This window comes from Helicovermis profundi (assembly GCF_033097505.1).
Lineage (GTDB): Bacteria > Bacillota > Clostridia > Peptostreptococcales > Acidaminobacteraceae > Helicovermis > Helicovermis profundi.
In genome coordinates, this window is the sequence record NZ_AP028654.1 from 820,584 (window position 1) to 845,671 (window position 25,088).

19 protein-coding genes and 1 riboswitch are annotated in these 25,088 nt (G+C 30.0%); of the genes, 18 read left to right on the forward strand and 1 reads right to left on the reverse strand.

Translation table 11 applies throughout. The annotated features are described in order from the left end of the window. The first annotated feature begins 50 nt into the window (after window positions 1-50). Window positions 51-956, forward strand: coding sequence for a carbohydrate ABC transporter permease (locus AACH12_RS03545; protein ID WP_338536701.1), 906 nt, complete (start codon window positions 51-53; stop codon window positions 954-956). Next, window positions 956-1,816 carry a carbohydrate ABC transporter permease gene (locus AACH12_RS03550; RefSeq protein ID WP_338536702.1) on the forward strand — a complete coding sequence of 287 codons (861 nt, stop codon included), beginning with the start codon at window positions 956-958 and terminating at the stop codon, window positions 1,814-1,816. The genes AACH12_RS03545 and AACH12_RS03550 overlap by 1 nt, the downstream gene beginning before the upstream one ends. 162 nt (window positions 1,817-1,978) lie before the next feature. Here AACH12_RS03550 and AACH12_RS03555 read toward each other — a convergent pair whose 3' ends face one another. Then, on the reverse strand, window positions 1,979-3,688 hold the full coding sequence (locus AACH12_RS03555; protein ID WP_338537331.1) for an IS1634 family transposase: 1,710 nt from the start codon (window positions 3,686-3,688) through the stop codon (window positions 1,979-1,981). Window positions 3,689-3,925: 237 nt separating this feature from the next. Beyond that, a riboswitch (purine riboswitch) is annotated at window positions 3,926-4,027 on the forward strand. A gap of 154 nt (window positions 4,028-4,181) precedes the next feature. Between AACH12_RS03555 and guaB the strand changes: the two genes are divergently transcribed. From guaB to AACH12_RS03635, 16 genes are all read left to right on the forward strand, one after another. After that, the gene (guaB, locus tag AACH12_RS03560) at window positions 4,182-5,639 is read left to right on the forward strand and encodes an IMP dehydrogenase (RefSeq protein WP_338536703.1); all 1,458 of its coding nucleotides are present in this window, start codon (window positions 4,182-4,184) and stop codon (window positions 5,637-5,639) included. Window positions 5,640-5,917: 278 nt separating this feature from the next. After that, window positions 5,918-7,450 carry a glutamine-hydrolyzing GMP synthase gene (guaA, locus tag AACH12_RS03565; RefSeq protein ID WP_338536704.1) on the forward strand — a complete coding sequence of 511 codons (1,533 nt, stop codon included), beginning with the start codon at window positions 5,918-5,920 and terminating at the stop codon, window positions 7,448-7,450. 548 nt (window positions 7,451-7,998) lie between these two features. After that, complete coding sequence (locus AACH12_RS03570; protein WP_338536705.1) at window positions 7,999-9,171, forward strand: SEC-C domain-containing protein; 1,173 nt, start codon at window positions 7,999-8,001, stop codon at window positions 9,169-9,171. 61 nt (window positions 9,172-9,232) lie between these two features. After that, on the forward strand, window positions 9,233-11,335 hold the full coding sequence (locus AACH12_RS03575) for an AAA family ATPase (RefSeq protein ID WP_338536706.1): 2,103 nt from the start codon (window positions 9,233-9,235) through the stop codon (window positions 11,333-11,335). After that, the gene (locus tag AACH12_RS03580; RefSeq protein ID WP_338536707.1) at window positions 11,328-13,307 is read left to right on the forward strand and encodes a UvrD-helicase domain-containing protein; all 1,980 of its coding nucleotides are present in this window, start codon (window positions 11,328-11,330) and stop codon (window positions 13,305-13,307) included. The genes AACH12_RS03575 and AACH12_RS03580 overlap by 8 nt, the downstream gene beginning before the upstream one ends. Window positions 13,308-13,326: 19 nt before the next feature. Beyond that, window positions 13,327-14,076 carry a hypothetical protein gene (locus AACH12_RS03585; RefSeq protein ID WP_338536708.1) on the forward strand — a complete coding sequence of 250 codons (750 nt, stop codon included), beginning with the start codon at window positions 13,327-13,329 and terminating at the stop codon, window positions 14,074-14,076. 18 nt (window positions 14,077-14,094) lie between these two features. Beyond that, window positions 14,095-14,712, forward strand: a complete 618-nt coding sequence (locus AACH12_RS03590; RefSeq protein ID WP_338536709.1) for an SEC-C metal-binding domain-containing protein — start codon at window positions 14,095-14,097, stop codon at window positions 14,710-14,712. 8 nt (window positions 14,713-14,720) lie between these two features. Continuing rightward, the gene (locus tag AACH12_RS03595) at window positions 14,721-15,671 is read left to right on the forward strand and encodes a restriction endonuclease PLD domain-containing protein (RefSeq protein WP_338536710.1); all 951 of its coding nucleotides are present in this window, start codon (window positions 14,721-14,723) and stop codon (window positions 15,669-15,671) included. A 373-nt stretch (window positions 15,672-16,044) separates the two neighbouring features. Beyond that, entirely contained in the window at window positions 16,045-17,895 is a 1,851-nt protein-coding gene (locus AACH12_RS03600; protein ID WP_338536711.1) for an IS1634 family transposase, read from the forward strand. Window positions 17,896-18,522: 627 nt separating this feature from the next. Further along, a complete protein-coding gene (locus AACH12_RS03605) occupies window positions 18,523-18,990 on the forward strand; it encodes a hypothetical protein (RefSeq protein ID WP_338536712.1) in 468 nt (155 codons plus the stop codon). 22 nt (window positions 18,991-19,012) lie between these two features. Next, entirely contained in the window at window positions 19,013-19,528 is a 516-nt protein-coding gene (locus tag AACH12_RS03610; RefSeq protein WP_338536713.1) for a MerR family transcriptional regulator, read from the forward strand. 546 nt (window positions 19,529-20,074) lie between these two features. Then, window positions 20,075-21,997, forward strand: a complete 1,923-nt coding sequence (locus AACH12_RS03615; RefSeq protein ID WP_338536714.1) for an endonuclease MutS2 — start codon at window positions 20,075-20,077, stop codon at window positions 21,995-21,997. A gap of 106 nt (window positions 21,998-22,103) precedes the next feature. Continuing rightward, window positions 22,104-22,883 carry a helix-turn-helix domain-containing protein gene (locus AACH12_RS03620; RefSeq protein ID WP_338536715.1) on the forward strand — a complete coding sequence of 260 codons (780 nt, stop codon included), beginning with the start codon at window positions 22,104-22,106 and terminating at the stop codon, window positions 22,881-22,883. Between the two features lie 87 nt (window positions 22,884-22,970). Continuing rightward, window positions 22,971-23,711 (forward strand): EFR1 family ferrodoxin, encoded by a 741-nt coding sequence (locus tag AACH12_RS03625; protein WP_338536716.1) that lies wholly within the window; start codon window positions 22,971-22,973, stop codon window positions 23,709-23,711. 136 nt (window positions 23,712-23,847) lie between these two features. Next, window positions 23,848-24,606 carry a threonine/serine exporter family protein gene (locus AACH12_RS03630; protein WP_338536717.1) on the forward strand — a complete coding sequence of 253 codons (759 nt, stop codon included), beginning with the start codon at window positions 23,848-23,850 and terminating at the stop codon, window positions 24,604-24,606. Then, window positions 24,606-25,025, forward strand: coding sequence for a threonine/serine exporter family protein (locus AACH12_RS03635; RefSeq protein WP_338536718.1), 420 nt, complete (start codon window positions 24,606-24,608; stop codon window positions 25,023-25,025). Before AACH12_RS03630 ends, AACH12_RS03635 begins: the two co-directional genes overlap by 1 nt. Window positions 25,026-25,088: the final 63 nt, after the last annotated feature.

Here is a 25,088-nt window from a genome sequence, read left to right on the forward strand (position 1 = left end):
GTGTTCGCTCACACTCCTTTTTTTAAACTTCTACTAAAGAGAGGTGTAAAATGGGTAAAAAATTAAAGAGTAAAATGTTTTTTTGGCTATTCTTAGCGCCAGCATTATTATCATTTATAATAGTGGTAGTAATACCGTTTTTTATGGGAATATATTATTCACTAACAGATTGGACAGCAATAGCAGGAATAAAGCCAAACTGGGTAGGAATAGATAACTATAAAAATATGTTTAAAGATATAGCATTTCAGTATTCATTTATAAGAACCTTTGTGTTTACTCTTCTAAGCGTAATGACAATAAACTTTGTAGCATTAATGTTAGCTTTTTTAGTAACAAGAGAGATAAAATTTAAGAACTTTTATAGAGCAGGATTTTTCGTACCGAATTTAATAGGAGGATTGGTTTTAGGATATGTATGGCAGTTTATATTTAAAAGTGTAATCCCACAAATAGGAGATGCACTAGGAATAGATTTTTTAAGTAATCTATTGTTACTAGCTGATCCAACATTAACATTATTTGGACTAATATTTGCATTTACATGGCAGTATGCAGGATATATTATGATGATATATATAGCAGCCTTATTAAATGTACCACAAGAGTTAATAGAAGCAAGTGAAGTAGATGGAGCGAACTTTTTTCAGAAATTTTGGAATATAACATTTCCAATGATAGCGCAAGCATTTACAATAACATCATTTTTAACATTAGTAAATTCATTCAAACAATTTGACATTATAATTGCATTAACAAATGGAGGACCATCAGATATATATAAAGAACAAATAGTAAATTCGACAGAACTACTAGCGGTTCACATTTATAATGTAGCTTTTAAATATAATAATATGGCAGAAGGCCAGGCAAGAGCAATAATATTTTTCTTAGTATTATCGGTAGTATCAATGGCTCAGGTATACTATAACAAAAAAAGAGAGGTGGAAATGTAATGACCTTAAGAAGGAAGTTAGTAACGTATTCACTCACACTAGTAACATTAATACTATTTTTAATAACAATATTTCCATTTTTCATAATAGTAATAAATTCAGCAAAAGCATCACTAGAAATAATGACAAGTCCAATAACTTTTCCAAAGCACTGGGGACAGTTACTAACAAATATAAAGATAATATGGAGTAAACCAACGATAAGGTATTCAGCGAGTTTATTTACATCAGTAGTGATAACGTTTTTTTCACTATTAACAATATCAATATTTTCAGCAATGGCAGCATGGGTATTGGTAAGGACAAAATCAAAAGCATCAACATTTATATTTTTACTATTTTTAAGTGGACTAATAATACCATTTCAAGTAGTAATGTTTCCACTAGTATCACTTTTTAGAATAATAAATGAAACAACAGGAATACCGATGCTAAGGACATTTCATGGAATGATACTTGCTTACATTGGATTTGGAGCACCACTAGCAGTATTTATGTTTCATGGATTTATAAAATCAATACCGAAAGAATTAGAAGAAGCAGCAACCATAGATGGATGCAATAAGGCACAGGTATTTTTCTTAATAGTAATGCCAATATTAAAGCCAATATTTGTGACAATCATAATACTAAATGCAATATGGATCTGGAACGACTTTTTGCTTCCGTCATTAGTACTTGGAGTAGGACAGGATGTACAGACAATACCACTTGCAATAAGAGCATTTGCGGGATCATTTGTTAAAAAGTGGGACCTAATAATGACAGCAGTATTAATGGCAGCAGCGCCAATAGTAGTAGGTTTTTTAATAGCACAAAAGCATATAATAAAGGGTATGGTTTCAGGGTCTATTAAGTAATAAAAAAAATTTTTATTAAAATTTCTATTAATTTTACAAAATCTGTTGACATCCTCCTCAATATCTCGTCTTTGACAGTTGTAGAGCAGAAAAACCGTGATATCTATTGCAAACAGTAGTTTATCACGGTTTCTTAATGTAGTAAAAAGTGCGTACCTTTTTTTACTTTTTCGTTTGTTTTAATATTTTTTTCATTTTAGCATTACTAATTATTTGGGTATCCGTTCTAAATCCAAATTTATCATGTAATTCATCTGTTATATCAGTTCGTGTGTATGTCGGAATATATCCTTCGCCTTTTAACTCCATAAAGTTATGATTTTTTAACGTTTCTATTAATTCTTTTGTAGTGTATTTTTCATCAAGCTTCTTTTCTAAAAGCCTATATATCAGTAAAGAAAGAAAACATGTTGTAAAATGAGCTTTTATTCTATCATCTCTACTTAAATATACTGGTCTTGCTTTAAACTCAGTTTTTAGAATTCTAAATGATTCTTCTATTTCCCATCTTCTTTTATTTACTTTAATAATTGTTTCAGCATTATCATCAAGATTTGTACATACTCCGTAGAATCCATCATATTTTTCTTCATCAGAAATAGTGTCTCTATTTATTGTAAGTACCTGTTTTTCAGCGATTTCACCTTCATTAGTGCAGTGAATAGAATCTATAAATCTCTTTGGATCATTCTGTTTCTTTTTATTGATACTAGAAGGTTTTTTAACAAGTTTTTCTGCACGTTGTATTTGAGTGCTTCGAATGTACTCTTGATAAGCTCTATATTTTGGTGAATATGTTACTATTAATTTTTGTGGTAATTCATTTTCATTTATCCAACGTTCTTTGTAATAAATAGCTTTATTGTTTGAAGAATGATCTATATTTTCTAAATTAATATTTTTTGTCTCATTTGATAAATGCCATCCATTTGGGGCAAGAGCCCAATCTTTAAGATGTTTTTTAAGCTTTTTTAATGATTGTGTAACAATAAAAGCTCTATCGTTTTTATTATTAAATATTCTATTGGTATTAGATGCTAATCCTGCATCTGTACATACAACAAATTTAGATAAATCAAAATCAGATAATATGCGCTTTTCTAGTGGTTTTAAACTTGGCTGTTCATTTTTATTTCCATCAAATATAGAAAATGCAAGTGGTATGCCATCCCCATCCATAAATAATCCCATTTGTACAATTGGATTAGGGCGATGTTCTTTGGAAAGTCCATATTGTTTTAACCCATCGGCTTTTTCAGTTTCAAAGAAATAATTTGTACAATCGTAATAAAGCACTTTTGTATTTCTTTTAGATAATTTTAAACTATTTTTATAAACAGTTGATTCAATAAAATCAGATTCTTTAGAAATTATTTCTAAAGCTCTATAAATATGCTGTAATTCAAAATTAGGCTGTTCAATAAAGTCATTAGAGGCTTTAAAAGAAGAAAGCTTAGAAGACGGATTAAGCATTCTAGTATAAATGAGTCTAGAAAGAATACTGTTTAAATCAAAAGAAAATTTATATTTATCAGAAATTTGCTTTGAAATTTTATGAAGGCCTAAATCATAATAAATATCTTGTAAAAAAAGATATCCACCATTGAAATGAACCTTAGAATCCATTGGTATTTGTTTAGTTTCAGAAAATTTAGCAATAATCTCAACTTTATTTTCTTTTTCTTTTTTATTAAGTTCACTTATATATTTTTTTGCCCATTCATAAGGATCTTGTCCATTTAATTTTTCACGTAATTGTGCTTCAGTACCAAGTTTTTCTACAATTTTAGTTGTTCGTTTATTTTTAATAGTAATATCTTTAATAACGTAAAGTGAAGTAGCATTTTTTGATTTAGAAGTTGAAAGTCTCATAAGCATAATACCTCCTGTTCCTTACATTATACCACAATACGACAAACTACGCAATAGTAAAACGGAAAATTTGACAAAAAAATAAGCCTATAATTGGCTTTGAGGTAGAATTTTGTTTATGCAACTGTCAAACTTCCGGGTCTATTAAGTAATAAAAAAAATTTTTATTAAAATTTCTATTAATTTTACAAAATCTGTTGACATCCTCCTCAATATTTGTTAAGTTATTAGAAATTAGAAAATAATATATATATCACTCATATAACTGCGATAATATGGTTCGCATGTCTCTACGAAGTAACCTTAAATTACTTTGCTATGAGTGGAATGTTTTTACTTAATATACCTATGCAAATTTTTCTTTAATCTTTTTTAAATTTAAAGAAAATACACTTATAGGCTTTATTATGATGTGTTTATTTTAAGATAAACCACAATATTCCACTCAACACGGAATATTGTGGTTTTTTGTTTTTGTATAATAGGAGGATTTATGAGCAAAATTGTTAAAGAAGGTTTAACATACGATGATGTACTATTAATACCACAAAAATCAGAAGTGCTTCCAAATCAGGTTAGTACAAGCACTAGGTTAACTAATAAAATCACTTTAAAAATTCCAATTGTAAGCGCTGGAATGGATACGGTTACAGAAGCTAGACTTGCTATTGAAATAGCGAGAGAAGGTGGAATAGGAATTATTCATAAAAATATGTCAATAGAAGCTCAGGCACTTGAAGTTGACAAGGTAAAAAGAAGTGAACATGGGGTTATTGTTGATCCATTTTATCTTAAAAAAGAAGATAAAGTTGAAGATGCTCTTAAAATAATGAGTAGATATAGAATATCTGGAGTTCCAATCGTTGATGAAAATCACAAATTAATTGGAATAATTACAAATAGAGATATTAGATTTGAAAATGATCCAGAAAAATATATTGATGAAGTAATGACAAAAGAGAATTTGATAACTGCAAAAGAGGGAATTACTATGGAAGATGCAGAACAAATTCTAAAAAAATGGAAAATTGAAAAGTTACCATTAGTAGATGATAAAGGAACATTAAAAGGGCTAATTACTATTAAGGATATTGAAAAAACAGTTAAATATCCTAATAGATCAAAAGATTATAGAGGTAGACTTTTAGTTGGTGCAGCAGTTGGAATGGGAAAAGATATGATGGATAGAGTTAAGGCACTTGTTAATGCAGGAGTTGACATCATAGCGCTAGATTCAGCACACGGACACAGTAAAAATATACTATCTTCAGTAAGTGAGATTAAAAAAGCATATCCAAAGCTTGATATTATTGCAGGAAATGTTGCAACAAAAGAGGGAACAATTGACTTAATCAAAGCGGGTGCTGATTGCGTAAAAGTTGGAATTGGACCAGGTTCAATTTGTACAACTAGAATAGTTGCAGGAATAGGTGTGCCACAGTTAACAGCTGTTATGGACTGCGCCGAGGCTGCTAAAGAATATAATATTCCAATAATCGCTGATGGTGGTATTAAATATTCAGGTGAAATAGTAAAGGCACTTGCTGCAGGAGCTAATACAGTAATGCTTGGTTCCTTATTTGCTGGGACTGAAGAAAGTCCTGGAGAAATCGTTATATACCAAGGAAGAAGCTTTAAAAGTTATAGAGGAATGGGATCAACGGCTGCTATGAAAGCGGGTAGTAAAGATAGATACTTCCAAAATGATACGAAAAAATTCGTTCCTGAAGGAATTGAAGGAAGAGTTCCTTACAGGGGACTTCTTAAAGATATTGTCTATCAAATGATAGGTGGATTAAAATCTGGAATGGGTTATTGCGGAACTGCAACAATAGATGACTTAAGAGAAAATGGTAAATTTATCAGAATTACAGGTGCGGGTTTAGTGGAGTCACATCCACATGATATTACAATGACAAAAGAACCACCAAATTATAGCAGAAGAAATTAATACTATGGCTATACTTAAATATTTGAAGACAAAATTCTTCTCCTCCCCATTTTAATATAGCCGTATTAATATAATAATAAGACTAAACTTTTATATAATCATCTTATAAGTATTTCGTCCAAAATACTCTTTGATACAATTGTTTAGTCTTTTTATATTGTAATAAATTAGTAAAAATACTTATTGAAAAATTTAAATAAATAATAGTAAACAATATAATGTTATTTATTGATATAATAAATATAATATAAGAATATTATTAGCCTATGGAGGTAAAAATGCAAAATGAATTAATTTTAATTGTAGATTTTGGTGGTCAATATAATCAACTTATAGCTAGACGTGTTAGAGAGGCAAATGTATATAGTGAAGTAGTATCCTATAAAAATGCATATAAAAGAATTAAAGAAAAAAAGCCAATGGGAATTATTTTTACTGGTGGTCCGAATTCAGTTTATTTAGATGATTCACCTAAAATTGAAAAAGAAATATTTGAAATGGGAATACCAATTTTAGGAATATGTTATGGTATGCAGCTTATGGCTCATATACTTGGCGGAAAAGTTGAAAAAGCTTCAAGTCAAGAATACGGAAAAATTGAGCTTAATATAGATAAAGACTATGGTATTTTTGGCCAAACAAAAAATAATTCAACGTGCTGGATGAGTCACTTTGATTATGTAGCAAAAGCACCAAAGGGATTTGAAGTTACAGCAACAACTGATAATTGCCCAGTAGCTGCTATGGCTGATTTTGATAAAAAACTTTATGGAGTACAGTTTCATGCAGAAGTTGAGCATACACCATTTGGAAGAAAATTAATACAAAACTTTTTGGAAGACGTGTGTAAATGTAAGAAAGACTGGACAATGAGTAACTTTGCCCAGACGAAAATAAAAGAAATAAAAGAAAAAGTAGGAGATAAAAAAGTATTATGTGGATTATCTGGTGGAGTTGATTCATCAGTAGCTGCAACACTTGTATATAAAGCAATTGCAGACAATTTAACTTGTATATTTGTGGATCACGGACTTCTTAGAAAAGACGAAGGTGATCAAGTTGAAAAATTATTTACTAGTGAATTTAATATGAATTTTATTAGAGTAGATGCAAAGTTAAGATTTTTAAATAAACTTAAAGGTGTATCAGATCCTGAAAGAAAAAGGAAGATAATTGGTGAAGAATTTATAAGAGTGTTTGAAGAAGAATCTTCAAAACTTGAAGGCATAGATTATTTAGTTCAAGGAACAATATATCCAGATGTAGTAGAAAGTGGAACAGATACAGCTGAAGTAATTAAAAGTCATCATAATGTTGGTGGGCTTCCAGAAGACGTTGATTTTGAATTAATAGAGCCACTTAGAGAACTATTTAAAGATGAAGTTAGAAATGTAGGCCTAGAAATAGGACTAAAAGAAGATGTAGTATTTAGACAACCTTTCCCTGGACCAGGACTTGCAATAAGAATTATGGGCGAGATAACAGACGAAAGATTACATTTAGTAAGAGAATCTGATGCAATCTTAAGAGAAGAAATAAAAAATGCTGGCTTGGAAAAAGAAGTGTGGCAGTATTTCACAGTTCTACCTAATGTCAGAAGTGTTGGAGTTATGGGCGACGAAAGAACTTATTCGCATGCAATAGGTATTAGAGCTGTAACTTCAATAGATGGTATGACAAGTGATTGGGCAAGAATTCCTTATGAAGTACTAGATAAGATTTCTTCTAGAATTGTAAATGAGGTTCAAGGAGTCAATAGAATACTTTATGATATTACAACAAAGCCACCTAGTACTATAGAGTGGGAATAGTAAGTACAAAGCCTGTAACCCTTTGTTTTAAAGGGTTGCAGGCTTTTTTTACACTGAGTACATTTTGAGTACGATTCTCTTGAAATAAGTGAATTTGAGAGTCGGAGAGCAATATTTAAGACATCACCTTACATTGGAGTGATGTATTTTTATATGTATTCTAACTGTTAGAAGTATTATATAAAAGAAAATCAAGCTAATATCTGGTAATGCGGATTGATTAGGAGTATAATTACTTATAAGAGTGAATCGAATGTATTACAATTGATTCGATGTGGAATTAGGCTAGTAGGGACTAGGGTTACCACTCCACTTTTCATCATCACCTCAGTGTCTTTGCTCATGTTGTCAGCAATGCTAAGTTTAGCAGGCAAACATCTACTAGTGAGTTTTTTAAAGGAGGCGATGCCAATGTTCAATAATGCAGTAGCAAAAATAAGTGATTTAATATGGACACTTGGGGTTAACATGGTTAGTGGAGTGATACTAGCCTGATTTCACATTAAATATCAATATATGTTTAGTAGTACTCGGTCAGGGGGATGTTAATGTTTAATCAGATAAGATTTAGTAGTAAAGAAGATTGTCCGTGTGGTAGTCAAAAAAATTACGGGGACTGCTGTAAAATGAAGTCTCCAAAAGTATTTAAGAGCCAAGGTGAGTTCTTAAACTATATGGGACGTATGATGAAAAAAAGTCGTATAAAACTATGTCTTGCAGAAGGGTGCGAATCTAAAGGGAAAAGTGTAATTAAAGCACATGCATTACAAGAAAATCGAATTCTCAATAAACTGTCGTCAGAGAACATTGTTTATATGCAGAACTTTTCTAAAGACCCTCAGATGATTGAAGTAGAGAAAGATAAACCTGAACCATTCTACTTTCTTGACGAAGTGAAAATAAAAGACGCTACTGTTGCTACTTGCTTCTGCAGAGAGCATGATGATGCAATTTTCTCAAAGATAGAAAAATCGCAGTATACATTGGAAAATCTAGATGATGAGCAGAAATTTCTCTTTGCATATAAGACCTTTTCATTTGAGTTCTATAAAGAACTTGTTGCTAAAAAATTTCATTCAAATATGTTTTCAGGAGTGCCTCAACTCAGTAAAATGCCATTGTATGTTAAACAGTATAGGAATGCTGTGTTAAAGGAAAATGACTTGCTATATTATAAGTCTTATTATGATGAGGCATTTAAGAATAAGGACTATGGTGGGCTGGAGACAGTTGTTATTGAATTCCCTTTTAGGATTCAGTTCGCAAATTATATGACAGTTGCTCCACCATTCGACCTGAAGGGTAAGAGAATAAAATCTATAGATATGCGAACGAAAAGAATGAAGTATCTTTTTTATACAACATTTCCAGTTGATGAAAAGTCATATTTGTTAGTGAGTGGATTAAAGTCAGATTTAGATGTATATGGTGACTACTTCGAACAGTTAAGGAATGCACCTATTGGTTTAATACAGTATTATATCAATGTATTTATTCCACTGTATTCGCAGAATTTAATTGTTAGTCCTTTGCTGTGGAACAAATGGGATGAAGTAGGGCAGATGGGGGTACAATATACAGTTTCAGACATTAAAAGTACCAATATCCTTTTGACAGGAGTAAAATTTCATTTACAGAATATATCAAGAGAATCTAATGGAGCATTAGATGTTAATACTAATAAGATGCCATTTAATTTTTTTATCCCGTTTGAAAAGTAAATTTTATGGACATCACATTTGTGGTGTATTTTGTTTGATAAAGAGTAATTTTTAATGCTTAGTGGCAAGCATATTATTTATAGAGGAAGTAGGTGTGATGATGTATCTTAAAGAGCTTAGATTATGGAATTTTAGAAAATACATAAGTACTGACGTGAATGGAGAACCAGGATTAGTAGTTAATTTTAAGGAAGGTTTAAATGTTTTAGTTGGCGAGAACGATAGCGGTAAAACAAGTATTGTAGATGCAATTAAACTAACTCTAGGAACAAAAAGTCATGATTATGTAAGAGTAGATATACAAGATTTTTCTGTTGCTGATGATGGGAGCCGAGCAAATGAGTTGAAAATCGAATGTATATTTAAAGGACTTGATGATATCCAGTCAGGAATGTTTTTAGAGTTCATCAACTTTGATCAGGATGGACAGGTTGAACTTAGGGTGCAGTTAAATTCTAAAGAGAAAAATAGAAGAGTAATCTCTTCTATTACAGCTGGTATTGGTGATTTGGGTGTAAGATTTGATGCTGCAGAACTACTTAGAGCAACATATCTAAAACCATTGAGAGATGCTGAAAATGAGCTAACACCCGGGTATCGGTCAAGGTTAGCACAGGTATTAGGAAAACATCAGTTATTTGAGAAGAAAGAAAAAAGTCATGTTTTAGAACGATACTTCAAGGTTGCTAACCATAGAGTTAAAAGCTTCTTTGAGAAAGATAATTTGGACGAGGATGAAGTGTTTGACATAGAGCAAAATGAACCTGGAGCAAAAGCTATTACGAGCTTCATTGATAGAACATTACAGAGTTTTATGGGTACAAGCTTTGATAAAAATAATTATAAGTCATTTGTTGATGTAAGTAGGAATGAGTTGTCTTCTATCTTAAGGAAATTAAGTTTAAACGTAGATGAAAACAAAGTGGGATTGGGTACACTAAATCAATTATTTATAGCATTAGAACTGTTACTATTTGAAATTGAGAAAAGTTACAATATAGCTTTGATTGAAGAAATTGAAGCTCATTTACATCCGCAAGCACAATTAAGGTTGATAAAATCATTACAAGAAAGTTCAAATGCAAATGCTCAATATATAATTACAACTCATAGCATAACGCTTGCTTCGGTAATAAAGCTTGAAAACATCATTTTGTGCAAAGATAAAACAGCATATCCAATGGGGAGTGAGTATACATTACTTAGTTCAGGTGATTATAAGTTTCTTGAAAGATTCTTAGATGCTACAAAAGCCAATCTATTTTTTGCTAAAGGTGTGATTTTCGTAGAAGGAGACTCAGAAAACCTATTAGTTCCAATCGTAGCGAATTTATTGGACAAGCCATTACATAAATACGGTGTTTCTGTAGTTAATATTGGCAATACAGCATTTTTAAGATACTCAAATATCTATAATAGGAGCGATGGCAAGTGCTTTGACATACCTGTGTCAATAATTACGGACTTGGATGTTAAACCACAAGTGGGAAATCCTGAACAAAAATATATAGTATATAAGTTGCCTAATGATAAAGGAACTGAAATTGCTGGTGAGTTCTCTATTACATTAGAATCTTTTGCTGAAACATACTTTTCTTCTAAAGATAGAGCTATAGAAGCTGTGAAAAAGGAAAACAACATTGATAATTTCACGAAATATCATGGATTAAAAAAGCGCATAGAAGATTTACTTGAGGAAGTTGATGATTTTGATTTATATAAGAAAACTATAAGTGAGAATAAGCTTAAGAAGTATTGTACTGATACAGTCGAAGTATATTTGAACAATTGGACACTTGAGTATGACATAGCATTAAGTGGGTTAAGGGCATATATGCTATGTGCAATCAGAGTATCAAAAATGATTAAGAATAATGAAGACCTGATAACCGAAATTAACTTAACATATGAGCTAGATGAGGCAAAGAAAGCAATTGCTGATTGGGAGGCATCGGGAGAGAGTGATGATAAGATTGCATACTTAATTTATGAGGATTTGCTAGAGAAACGTGCATCAAAAGCTGTTGCTGCTCAATACTTAGGTGAATTGCTATTAAGTTCATCTGAGACGGTGAAGCCTATCATAGGGTCTGATGTAAAACTGAAATTCTTGGTAGATGCAATTGATAATGTGTGCAGAAACGTAGGGGGTACAGATGAGTAACTATATTTGTATTTCCGAGGATGATATTAAGAAGGCTGAAAAGGTACTGTTACCTGATGGGTGCTCATTTGATGAGGACGAAAAAGTTCCTATTATTCAATGTATGGATAAGAGTATTGATGTTATTGCATGCCCAGGGAGTGGTAAAACAACAGCTCTATTAGCGAAGTTGACGCTTATGTTAGATTCGTTGCCATTAGACGATGGAAAGGGCATATGTGTTATGACTCATACTAATGTAGCTGTAAATGAGATAAAGGAGAAATTAGGCAGTAAAAGTGATATTCTTTTTCAATATCCAAATTACTTTGGTACGATTCATTCATTTTATAGTAAATTCTGTGCTACTCCGTACTACAAACAAATTTATGAATCAAATATTGCCGTGGTTGATGATGATGTGTATTATCGAGTATTAAGAAGCAAATTTATACCATGGAGTGACTTATGGAAGAAAATATATTATCAAGTAAAGGATGATATTGATAAGATAGACTCTAGATTAGGGAAATCAGAGAAACTTAGACTTCAAACGGATATAAAGTTTGATTACTTAAAAGGAGTTCGATTAACATACGATGGGAATTTCTTTTTTAGTAAATCGGGAAAAACTATAGTTAAAGATAAGAAAAAGGACCTATACAAAGCGTATTTTAAGTTGTTGCATGATGAAATGTTAGCCAAAGGAGTATTAAAGTATAGTGATGTATATTTGCTATCTCAAATGTATCTTACTACTTTTCCTGAAATAAGGAACTATTTATCATCGAGGTTTAAGTATGTATTTATTGATGAAACGCAGGATAATAGCTCTTTGCAAAATGAGATTGTGAACTTAGCTTTTAACGATGATGTTGTTCTTCAAAGATTTGGTGATGCTAATCAGGCAATATATGACTCCAGTAATGTTTCTGATGGAGACATGCAGATAAAAGGTGAAAAGTTAGAAATAACAAAGAGTATGAGATTCAATCAACCTATAGCAGATTTCATAAGTTCAATGAGAACGTATGGGAGTGATAAGCTATTAATTGCTGTTGATGGTGCTAAAGGTTTTGTGCCTCATTTGATTATCTATAATGAAAATACAATCGGTAGTGTCATAGATAAATACATTAGCATTATTGATGAATACCAGTTATCAGATGCAAAGTATCCATTTAAAGCATGTGGGTGGGTAGGTTTTAAAGAGGCTCCTGAGCACCTTACTGTTAACTCATATTACCCTGACTTTTCAAGTAAAAAGAAAGTAGAAAAGAAACATTCAAACTTAAATTTTATTGGTATTCTAAATGAAACTCTTAAACACAGGAAGTCCGCAGGTAATGTTTATAAAGGAATAATTGAATTCTGTGTTAAATTCTTAAATTCTATTGATTTTGAAGTTGAGGGTTCTAGGGTTAGCTCTAAGTCATTAAAGAAAACTATTGAAAATAAGTTTGAAGAGGATTTGATAAAGCTCAGAACAACTGTGACTCCTTGGACTAGAAGAATTCTAAATAATGATGTGGATGTATATAGTGAAATAGGACAATTTTTATTTGGTTGCATATCAAAAGTAGTAGAAGAAGAAAGTATTGATGAAGCTGATTTTTTGAAGCATTTTAAGGCGGATGGAATAGAGTTAAATTTTAATGAATCATGCGAAAATCGTATTAGCAAAGATGGGGTTAGTATAAGCATAGATACAGTACATGGAGTAAAGGGTGAAACGCATACTGCTACTTTGTACCTAGAATCGTTATATCATATGAAAACAGACTTAAATCGTATATTCACAAGAATGTTTGGTAAGAAGAAGGGGAAATTCGATGCTTATGAAAGAAGTTCCTTAAGAATTGGATATGTAGGCATGAGCAGAGCAACTGATTTACTGTGTATTGCAGTGAGTGAGCAGACTTTTTCAGAGTTTGAAGAAGATATAAGAGGACTTGAAGGTAGTGAACATCTTAAACTGATAAAGCTTTACTAGTTAAGATAAGAGGCAAATTATGAATGATATTTACGGAATAAAAAATAACAAAAATAAGTATTATGGTGATGAGAAAAAACCCCCTTATATTTTTAAAAGTAAGAGCATGAATAGTCTATGTGTATATTGCGGTGGAGTAGCTGACACAAGAGAACATTTACCTACAAAGGGTTTTTTTGAGGATATTGAAAATATGGATTTTCAGATACTCCCAGCATGTTTAGCTTGCAATAACAAGTTTTCGAGACATGAGCAGTACTTGATTCATTATCTCGAGTATTTGAAAAAGTATCTTTTATGTGATTACGAAATAAGTGAGGAAACAGCTAAAAAATTACAAAAAAATCCTAGTTTAAAACAAAAAATTGAGAGTGGGTTTGAATTGTTATCAGATGGTAAGGTTCAAGTTACCTATGATTATGAGAGTATTGAAATAGTATTAAAAAAAATAGCAATAGGTCATATTGCATATGAAATGAGTGATGTTTTCATGGAGGAACCTGAGCACTTTAACTACAAATTTATATATGATGTTTCAGAAGAAGAATTGGATAAATTCAATAGTGTTGTTGTATCAGATGTTATCCCCGAAGTAGGAAGCAGATTAAGTGAAAGTATAATTCTTGGATCCGATGGTCAAATTGTATATCCCTGGAGAGTGTTGAATGATAGGGAATATAGATATATGACTTTTACGAATAAAGTTTACAGTGGAGTTAGGCTTGTGATTCATGAATTGTTGATTTGTGAAGTGCTTTGGTGTAGCTAATAGTAGGAGGATAATTGTATGAGTATAGGTAGGAATGAATCGTGCCCATGTGGCAGTGGCAAGAAATACAAGAAGTGTTGCCTTAATTGGGAAACAACATGGCGACATGGTATTGATATAAATGACTGCGAGATTGGAGTAAAGACAATCTTGTTAGGGGCCTATGATTTTATTGTTGACCATCAATTTCAAGGTGGTTGTCATATGATTTCAGCAGTATTATATATGCTGTTAGTTGAACAGGGATATAAACCAGTAATTAAGACCGGAGAAGTGGGTATAGCTGACTTTGTATTTGACCACTCTTGGTTGGAAATTGATGAGAAGGTTTTTGACATTACAATCATGAACACTTTACGGGGTGGCAAGAAGTTACCACCTGTGATTCTAGGCAAATCTGTTTCGTCAGGGTTGGCATGTAACTATCAATATGGTATGACTGCGAACTTGGACTTCAATACTCAAATGGTTCTGGCTCAGTCAATTGGTCAATATATAAAGGGTGGCAAAGAACATCATTCATATATGATATTAGGAGAGATTGCTCAAAATGCAGGTTTTCCAATAGAAGATATTGATGGATTTATTGATAAGTATATGGATGCATATAGAGAGCATTCCATTGCGTTGCAATAGGAGGAAAGATGAAGTTAATTGATAACATATCAACTAATCATAATATATGTATTCAAAGTATGCTGACATCTGCTGACCATCTTGTTTTAGTGAGTCCGCTTTTAACTGAGAGTTTTGATGAGTTCATACACGGTATTTCAATTATAGATGTTAGTAAAATCACTTTGATAATAACGCTAAAGGATAATTCTCCTGATTTATTCAAGAAGGTTAATACCCTTCATTCATTTTGTATATCATGTATGCAAAATTCAGTAGATTTTGAAATACGGGTCGATAATGCTCTTCACGGTAAGCTTTATATAGCTTTGAAGAAAAATCAGCCAATTGCAGGAATAATTACATCTGCTAATTTCACTGTAAGGGGCTTATCTATGAATCATGAGTGGGGCATTGAAATAACAGATACACATACACATATGATGGATAAGGCTTTAAACGACTTATATACGGTAAGCAGTAAGCCATTAAGCAAACTTGAGTTAGATTCAATAATAAGAGATATTGATGATTATATGAAAGTTAATCCACAGGAGAAAGAAAATAAGCCAAAGTTAAACATTACAAAACACTTTAAAGACAAATTTACGGCGCATTCAAAAGGTAGTTTAGATTTGAGTTCGGATGTACGGTATTTTATTAAACCGATAGGATGGACTGATAAACTTTTTGAAGAAAACCGCATACTAGATGCCGGTATAATGGAAATGCATTTTTCTAAGCGTAAACCTAGCACGGTTAGAAATGGTGATATATTAGTATGTTATGGCGTAGGTTCTACAAAGTTATTAGGATATTTTTGGGTAGTAAGTGACCTGTATTACGATGATTCTGATAGTACTAGGTGGCCCTGGAGAGTAAAAGCAGAAAATTTGAGCCCAATATATAGTCAGATATGGGCTTCGAAAGATTATACGCTTTCCATGTTAGGGAGTTATACGGAGAAGGTGAGAGTATAACATTATTTATGTAAAGTCTAAATAACTATGAAAAAATTAAAAAATTCTTTAAGATTCTGAGCTATCATTTAAAATGAATAGCTTATTTTTATTTGATCTGAACTGTTTAGCTTTAATGTCAATTTTTTTAGTCATATTTTTAGTAGTTAAAAATAATGTCTTAATTAGTGATGTATCTGCTAAAAATATTGGTTTTCCTTTTGTAAATTTTTAAGTCTATTTTACCTAAATCCTGACTTTGGAACATAAATTTGCAACTAATAATGAGTTATTGTTGATATTTCAATATTTCTCATTATTTTTTTGTATTTCTTTCCTCACAACTTGCCGTGAGGAAAGAAATGATGTATAATATATATAAAGGAGAATATGTATGTATATTAGTAAATCTAAATCAAGAAATGGAAAATATTATATTTCTATTGCTAAAGGGATTAGAGATCCTGAAACTAAAAAATCAAAAAAAATAATGATTAAAAGCTATGGTTCACATGACTTAAATTCAAAAGAAGGAAAAAAAGCTTTAGCTAAAGCAGAGGTTGATTTAAAAGAAATGATTAGGTTCGAAAAAGAAGCTAAAGGATTTAAATCATTTAAAGATTTTATAGCTAATCAAAAGCTTTCTCTTAATAATAAAAATATTGGCTATTTACCATATCTATCAATCTTTAATGAGTTGAAGTTACCTAGATTTTTTAACAAATTAACTAAAGACTCTAAACTAGAGTATAACTTTAGTGATATGATGTTTTATCAAATATTAGGACGATTATTTAATCCTGCTAGTAAACATGAAGTAGCTAAAAGAAAAGATGATTTTCTTTATGATTTCAGTTTCATAAATAATGACAATATTTACTCAAGTCTAGATGTTTTTTCTGGATTTAATAAACATAAATCAAAAGAATTATCTGAAAAATGTACAGTTATTAATGATATGAATGCTCTTATATCAACTGTAGATGATGAAGTTAAAAAGATACTAGAATCAAATATCAACAATACTTTACAAGAGATTGATGTACTTACAGAATCGTATGATGAGAATTTTAAATTGACTGAAAACAAATTATTTAAGCATCTTAATAAAACTATAGATAAAATTATACCAGAAAGAAATATGTCATTTGCTCTTTATGACTGCACAACTTATTACTTTGAGTCATTTATTGAAGATGAACTTAGAGAACGTGGAATGAGTAAAGACAATAAAAGAAATGAAACACAAGTAGTAATGGGATTATTAATTGATTCTGATGGGATTCCAATCTCATATAAGCTATTTAGAGGAAATGAACATGAACTTCATACAATGGAAAAGGTTATTGATGATGTCCTCCATAATTATAAAATAAAGGATATTGTCATTGTTGCAGATAGAGGCTTAAACTCAAAAAAAAATCTAAAGATGATTAGAGACAAAGGTTTAAATTATATTGTTGGTTCAAAGTCTAGTTCAGTTCCTGATAAAATTAAAAAGACAAAGTTTGATCAAACTTGGAATATTACATCTGGGAAAGATTCTAAATATAGAAGTGGTTATATCACAGCTATTCGAACAGCTTCACATGAAGGTGAAAATTATAAAGAGTTGGTAATCAAGAAATATTCTGATTTATACAAAGAACGTGAAATGATTAAGCAAAAAAAGACAATTGAAAAGGCTCAGAAAAATTTAAAAGACTTCACAAAAAATGCAACTGCCAAATCAAAGAGTAGATATTACAAAGCTACTGAAAATCCTAAAGAAAAAATACTAGTAGAAATAGATGAAGGAAAAATATCAGCAGAACGAGAAAATTTTGGATATTTTTATATAGTTACAAACAAGTTAGCTATGGATCCAGTATCGATTATGAAAGCATACAGGTCACTTTATAAAATTGAGGAATCGTTTAGGATATTAAAAACGAACATAGAAGCAAGACCTGTATATCACTTTAAATCAAGACGTATTAGATCACATTTCCTTGTTTGTTATGTAGCCCTAGTCCTTCAAAGATTATTGGAGTACAAATTAAAGAAGGTTGAAATTAAATTATCAACACATGAAATAATAAATGGATTATCAAATTTTAAATTAGCTGAAATAGATTATGGAATAGACAAATTGTATATGATATCAGATAAGTTATTAAAAAGTGATATAAATAAGAATATATTTAAATTTAAAGATAGTATTACATTTAAGGATACAATTTCAAAAATAATTAATAAAATGTAGTGAGTTTTGCACAAAACTTAAAAATGCTATAAACCTTGATTTTCAAGTGATTATAGCATTTTTTTAGTTAAATGATGTTCCAAAGTCAGGAGAGTAAAAGCAGAAAATTTGAACCCAATATATAGTCAGATATGGGCTTCGAAAGATTATACGCTTTCCATGTTAGGGAGTTATACGGAGAAGGTGAGAGTATAACATTATTTATGTAAAGTCTAAATAACTATGAAAAAATTAAAAAATTCTTTAAGATTCTGAGCTATCATTTAAAATGAATAGCTTATTTTTATTTGATCTGAACTGTTTAGCTTTAATGTCAATTTTTTTAGTCATATTTTTAGTAGTTAAAAATAATGTCTTAATTAGTGATGTATCTGCTAAAAATATTGGTTTTCCTTTTGTAAATTTTTAAGTCTATTTTACCTAAATCATTAAAACTCTTTTGTAATGAGCATTTCAAAAATTAACTTTTTTAAGTAAAACTTTTAAAACTTCTTGACCTGTCTATAGGTTGATACTTTATCCTTAAAGTATCAAGATGAAAACATGACTGATATATGTAATAGTATGATGTTTTTCATGATTAGTTGTGTTGAATTTATGTTACTAATAAAAAATATGGGAGGTATTATGAAAAATAATAGACGAATAAAAAGAAAGTTTAGACAAACGATTTATGGAAATAAGCAAGAAGTTATGACTTTACTGTGTCCTGTAAGAGAACGTGAATGGCTAAATGGTTGGAATTACAAGATGATTTATTCAGAAAGTGGTTTTGCTGAAAAAGGGTGCATATTTGAGACAGATAATGATTTTGGTAGTTATAAATGGGTAATGACAAAATATGATATCAATGATTATAAGATTCAATTTGTTAAGTTTATTCAGGATGAAATGATAGTGATAATTGATATTGATTTACTTGATAATGATGAAAAAATGATTTATTGTGATATAACGTATACTTTTACCGCCATTAATGATAATGTGATAGATAAGATGCATCAAGATAACAGAGAAGAGAGTTTTGAAGAACATATGAAGTTGTGGGAAAATTCTATGAATTATTATCTTAAGAATGGAAGTATGTTGAAATAAATTTAAAGCTTAAGGAGGCTTTATGTATACAGTAGGTAAATTATCAAAAGAATTTAAAATTTCTAGAAGTACCCTACTATATTACGATAAAATAGGACTTCTTAAGCTATCAGAAAGAAGTGAAAGTAATTATAGACTTTATTCACATTCAGATGTTGAACGTTTAAGAATTATTATGCATCATAAGAAAGCCGGTATCCCGTTAGATGATATTTCTAAATTATTCGATTTGGAGGTAAACGATGTAACCATAATTTTGAATAATAGATTAAATAAAATTCAAGAGGATATTAAGTTGTTAAAAATGCAAGAAAGTATGATATTGTCTGTTTTAATAGATCAAATAAAATCAGATAATTCTGCACTTTATGATAGAAATTCTTGGACTTCTTTATTATTGAAATTAGGTTATTCACATGATGAAATGTTAGAGTGGCATCGAAATTTTGATTTGGAATCTAAGGATGATCACAGAAAATTTTTAATTGCATTAGGATTGAATGAAGAAGAAATAAAAAAATTAATAAAAATGTTGTAATATAAGAGAAATTTGTGTGTTTTTGAATACACCTTTACAAATGAATTGTTAGAAGAAAAATTATTTAGCTTAATATTAGAATATCATTAAATAAAAAAATATTATGGATAATTGCTGAAAATATATAAAAAAAATCAAAATTCTGTTGACAATTTTAAAAAAAATTGCTAACCTTAAGATACCCAATAAAGGGAATTCAATCAGGAGGGATTTTATGAGTGTTGTGTCGTAATTAATAGTAAATGAATATTTAGATTTCTAAAGTGTATACCAAAAGTGATAGATATATTTGAAAGAAATCTTTATTAACTATTAGATTATGAACAGCCATTATCATACTTTCCTTGTGACTATAGTTATAGTTTGCTATCCTTTTAGTGTTGTTTTTTCAGCGCGCAGAGGATTTGTTTATTCGGAATGTTTAGGCCGTGATTAAATTTAATCACGGCCTTTTTATATAAAAAAATAAATACTTGATGGTAAACATCAAGTTTGGTGTATTGTTTGTAATCTAAATACAAAGATTATTAAACGAGGTGAAAGAAAATGAATAACGAGAAAATGTTGAACTTACTTGGCTATAACGAAGTAAAAGAATCAGTAAAAAAATATACATCAAGTAATTTAGGAAAAAATTTAGTAGAAAATATGTTTCCATCTATTGATCCTAAAGTAATACTTAGAAATAATAATGAAATTAAAGAAGCTGTAAAAATAATTAAAGAAGGTAGGAGCTTAGGTTTAGGTGGTATCAGTGATATAAGGCCATATATCAGTAAAGTTGAAAAAGGTTCATTCTTATATGCAGAAGAACTTTTAAAGGTTTCAGATTTCTTGAGATGTATAAGAAATCTAAAAAAATCTATTGAAAAATATGAGTATATTGCACCTATCCTATGTTCTTACTCCATAGGTCTAGGTACTTTTAAGACACTTGAAAATGATATTGAGTTTTGTATAGAAGGTTCTATGGTACATTCTAGAGCAAGCACTACTCTAAGTAAACTTAGAAAAAAAATTGAAGCTTTGCATAGTAAGAGAATTGATAGACTTAATAAATTTCTATCTGCTAGTAAAAACGAAAAATATTTACAAGAGAATTTCTATAGCCATAGAAATGATAGATATGTGGTGCCTATCAAATCATCATATAGGAACTTTGTTGATGGTACGATTATTGATTCCTCAGCTTCAGGATCAACAATTTATGTAGAAATTGATTCTATTAAAGATCTAACTATTGAAATTATTATGTTAAAAGCTCAAGAGCTTGAAGAATGTAATCAGATTTTGATGAGTCTATCAGAGTCAGTTGGTGAACATATTAATGAAATAAAAAGTGCCATATATGTACTGGGTAAGTATGATTTTATTATGGCAAAAGGAAAATACTCGGTTGAAATAAAGGGAAACGATATAGAAATAAAAGATGATGAAACAATTAATTTAATTATGGCAAAACATCCTATGTTAGGTAAAGAAGCTGTACCATTAAATATTGAAATAGGGACTGATTATAGAACCTTAATAATTACTGGCCCAAATACTGGTGGCAAAACGATTACTCTTAAAACAGTTGGACTTATGGTTTTACTCACTCAAAGTGGTATCTTACCTCCAGTTGCAAAAGGGAGTAGTATTTCGATATTTAAGCAAATCCTAGTTGATATAGGCGATTCGCAGAGTATAGAACAGTCTTTGTCTACTTTTTCAGGTCATATGACAAACATGGTTAATATCGTTAGAAAGTCTTCACGTAGAACTTTGGTACTTGTTGATGAAATTGGTAGTGGTACAGACCCTAAAGATGGTGCTTCGCTTGGAATTGCAATACTTGAAGAAATATATAACCGCGGATCGATTACATTAGCAAGTACCCATTACAGTAAAATCAAAGAATATAGTGAAATACATGATGGATTTATGAATGCTTCGATGGATTTTAACCGCGAGACTTTGAAACCTCTTTATAGATTATTAATTGGAGTTGCAGGTAATAGTAATGCCCTTTGGATTTCTAAAGAGTTAGGTTTACCAGATAAAATTATTGATCGTGTTAATAAGATTAATTCGACTCATGAAATAGTTAAGTCGGGTAAGATTACAAAGTTTTCTAAGAAAAAGAATCGTGTAGAGGAACTGATAAAACAAAATTCAGAAATTGATGAAACAAGAATGGTGTATTGTAAAGGTGATAGAATTATTGTTAATGAAACAGGTGAACATAGTATAATATTTGACCATAATTTTAAAGAAAAAACATTGGTAATTTTTAAAAATGGCAAGTACACTGAAATTATGGAAAATCGTGTTACTTTAGATCAAAGAGCAGAAGTTTTATATCCAGTTGGATATGATTTAGATCAATTATTTATATCATTTAAAAGTAGAAAACTTGACAAGGATATTGCTAAAGGAAGATTTAAAAACTTAAAAGAATTAAATGAAAGAATGAAGTCAATTAATTAAGATTGTTTTGAAGTTAGCAGTAAGTAAAGATAGATTAATGCAGCTATTGATGGTGAAATGATATGGGTATCCATACTAGGCATTATACTAATAAAAAAGAGGACATATGATTAAACGGAGAAAACCAAAAGGTATACTTGGAAATTACGTAGATGAACTTTGGCTTGTCGATATATCTTCGCATGATGGATCAGATATAATTATGCCAACTGGACATATACACATAGTATTTAATATAGGTGAAAGTTATAAATTAATTATTGATGAAAAAGAAATAATTCCTCCAAAGTATTCTTTGTTTGGACAATTCGTTAAACCAATAAAAGTAGTTTATAATGGGAATATACATCAAATAGGTATGGCTATTAAACCAACTTCTATCTTGATGTTTTTTGGTATGTCACATAGTTTGCATCTTAATTCTATAGTTGATTGTAAAAATTTAAAGGATATTACTTTAATGAAAGGATTAATTAAGATTATTGATGAAAATATGAGTCAGGAACCCTCAGAAATTTTTGATAAAATTGAAGATTTACTTAATTGCAATATTAATGATGATGAAAGCATTCAAAAATTTAATCAAATAATTAAATTTATCGATGACAATGATGGCAATTTAATAATAGCAGATTTGGCAAAGAATTTTGGATATTCAGTAATTACTCTGCAAAGGCAATTTAAGAAAAATATTGGATTGACTCCAAAAGCATATTGTAATTTAATACGTTTTCATCACAGTGTAATGTCGAATAATCCTATGTCATTTTTTTACGATCAATCACATTTTATAAATTCATGTAAAAAATATACTTTAAAAACACCTAAGGAATTAAATGAAGTTTCTGAAATTACCCTTAAAAATATGATTAAGAATTTTGATTAATATGATGATTTTTTCCAATACGTGATGCAGTAAACAATATATGCTAATAGTAGAAAAAGTTATAATCTTATTAAGAAGGAGTACTATATGAAAAAAGTATGTATGTATTATTTTACTGGGTCAGGTAATACACTAAAAGTTGCAAAGCAAATGAAAAGTACATTTATTGATAAAGGCTATGAATGTAAGCTCGTGAATATAGCGGAAAAAAGCAATATAGAAAAAGAATCATATGATTATATTGGATTATTATTTCCCGTAGCAATTCAATCAACATTTCCTTTAGTGTGGAAATTTATTTATGAGCTTCCAAATGTATCTAATCAAAAAATATTTATGGTTGATACACTACAATCTTTTTCAGGAGGTATAGTAGGACCCCTAAAAAAGATTTTGATTGAAAAAGGATATATAACAGTTGGTGCAATCGAAATAAAAATGTCAAGTAGTATGGAAAGAAAAAGTAAAAAAGTACAAGCGGGCAGAGAAAAAAATATCGAGGCTTTAAAAACAGCAGCATCGTTTGTTAATGATTTAATAGAAGAAAAAACAAAATGGAGTAGAATTCCAGTTATTTCTGATGCAATGAGAGCTATATCGAAAAAAAGATATGTTTGGACAAAAATTAGCAAAAATATATCTGTAGTTCATGATGAATGTATTTTGTGCGGTAAATGTATTAGAAACTGTCCAGTTCAAGCTATCTCAGACATAAAAGGTAAAATTACTATAAACAATGAAGTATGTGAATCTTGCATGAAATGTGTTAATAATTGTCCTAAAAATGCATTTCTAATAGGAGATAAAAAAGTTTATCAAAATATATGATTATGTTTTTGTTCAAATATTTCAATAAGTAAAATTAAGCTACTTAATACTATTATTTAATAATTCTGTAAAAAAAATATTCGTAAATTACGTGGTACAATATTAATATATTAAAATGTGTTTAGTGGGTGAATAGATGAGTAAATATTTAAAAGAGATAACAAATATCGCTATATCCATTGGAAAACTTATATTAGAGAATGGCGGAGAAGCATATAGAGTTGAAGATACAATAAGAAGAATGTGTGAATCAAAAGGGATAGAAAATGTTAATGTATTATCTCTTCCTACAGGAATATTTCTTTCAGCCTCTTATGAAGATGAAGAGTTTACAGTTGTAAGAAGAACCTTTGTAAATAGAATTGATTTAGAAATTATAGATTTATGTAATACTTTCTCAAGAGAATTTATTAATAAAGAAATTAATTATGAAGCATCTTTAAAAAGAATTAAAGGTATACAAGATGCACCTTCATATTCTTTATTTTTAAGTAGTATTTTTGCAGGCATGGGTGGAGGATTTTTTACACTTTTATTTAAAAGCACTGCACTTGAATTTTTTTTAGCATTTATAATTAGTTTTATTGTTTCAAGTATATTAAGCCGTATAAAAGTTGGTCTTTATATGAAACACTTAATTGGAGGCTTTTTAGTAGCATTGCTTTCGTTTACTGCGAGTGCTATATTTTTAAAAGTTTCAATGGACTATTTAGTAGTAGGTTCAATTATGCCACTTGTTCCAGGCGTTGCTATGGTGAATTCTATTAGAGATATTTTAAATGGCGATTTAGTTTCTGGAATGGGGAAAATGACGGAAGCAATTGTGGTCGCAACCTCAATAGCGTTTGGAGTAGGTTCTGTACTTGGCGTTTTATATTTTATGGAGGTGATTTAATGAATTTTCTTTTTTCATTTCTTTCCTCAGTAGGCTTTGCAGGTCTTTTCAATATACCTAGAAAAGAACTTATTTTTACAGGCATTGTTGGAGGAACTGGATATATCGCCTATAGATATATTGATATGATTTCAAGTACGTCAATGCTTGGTTATTTTTTTGGTGCACTTATAGTAGGTATATTTGCGGAAATTTTAGCAATTATAAGAAAAAAACCAGTAACACTTTATATAATTCCTGGCATTATACCACTAGTGCCTGGCTATGGATTATATTATACAATGTTAAAAATTATAGAAAAAAACTATAGTGGTGCAGCAGAAGTTGGATTTGAATCATTTATGGTATCACTAGCCATTGCCGCAGCCATAATTATTGCCAATGGTTTTGGTAAACACATTCTCAGAAGAAAATCTTGATATGCAGATAGATATAATTAATAATGGACCTTTTTAGAGTTCTAAGATTCAGTGGGAGTAAAA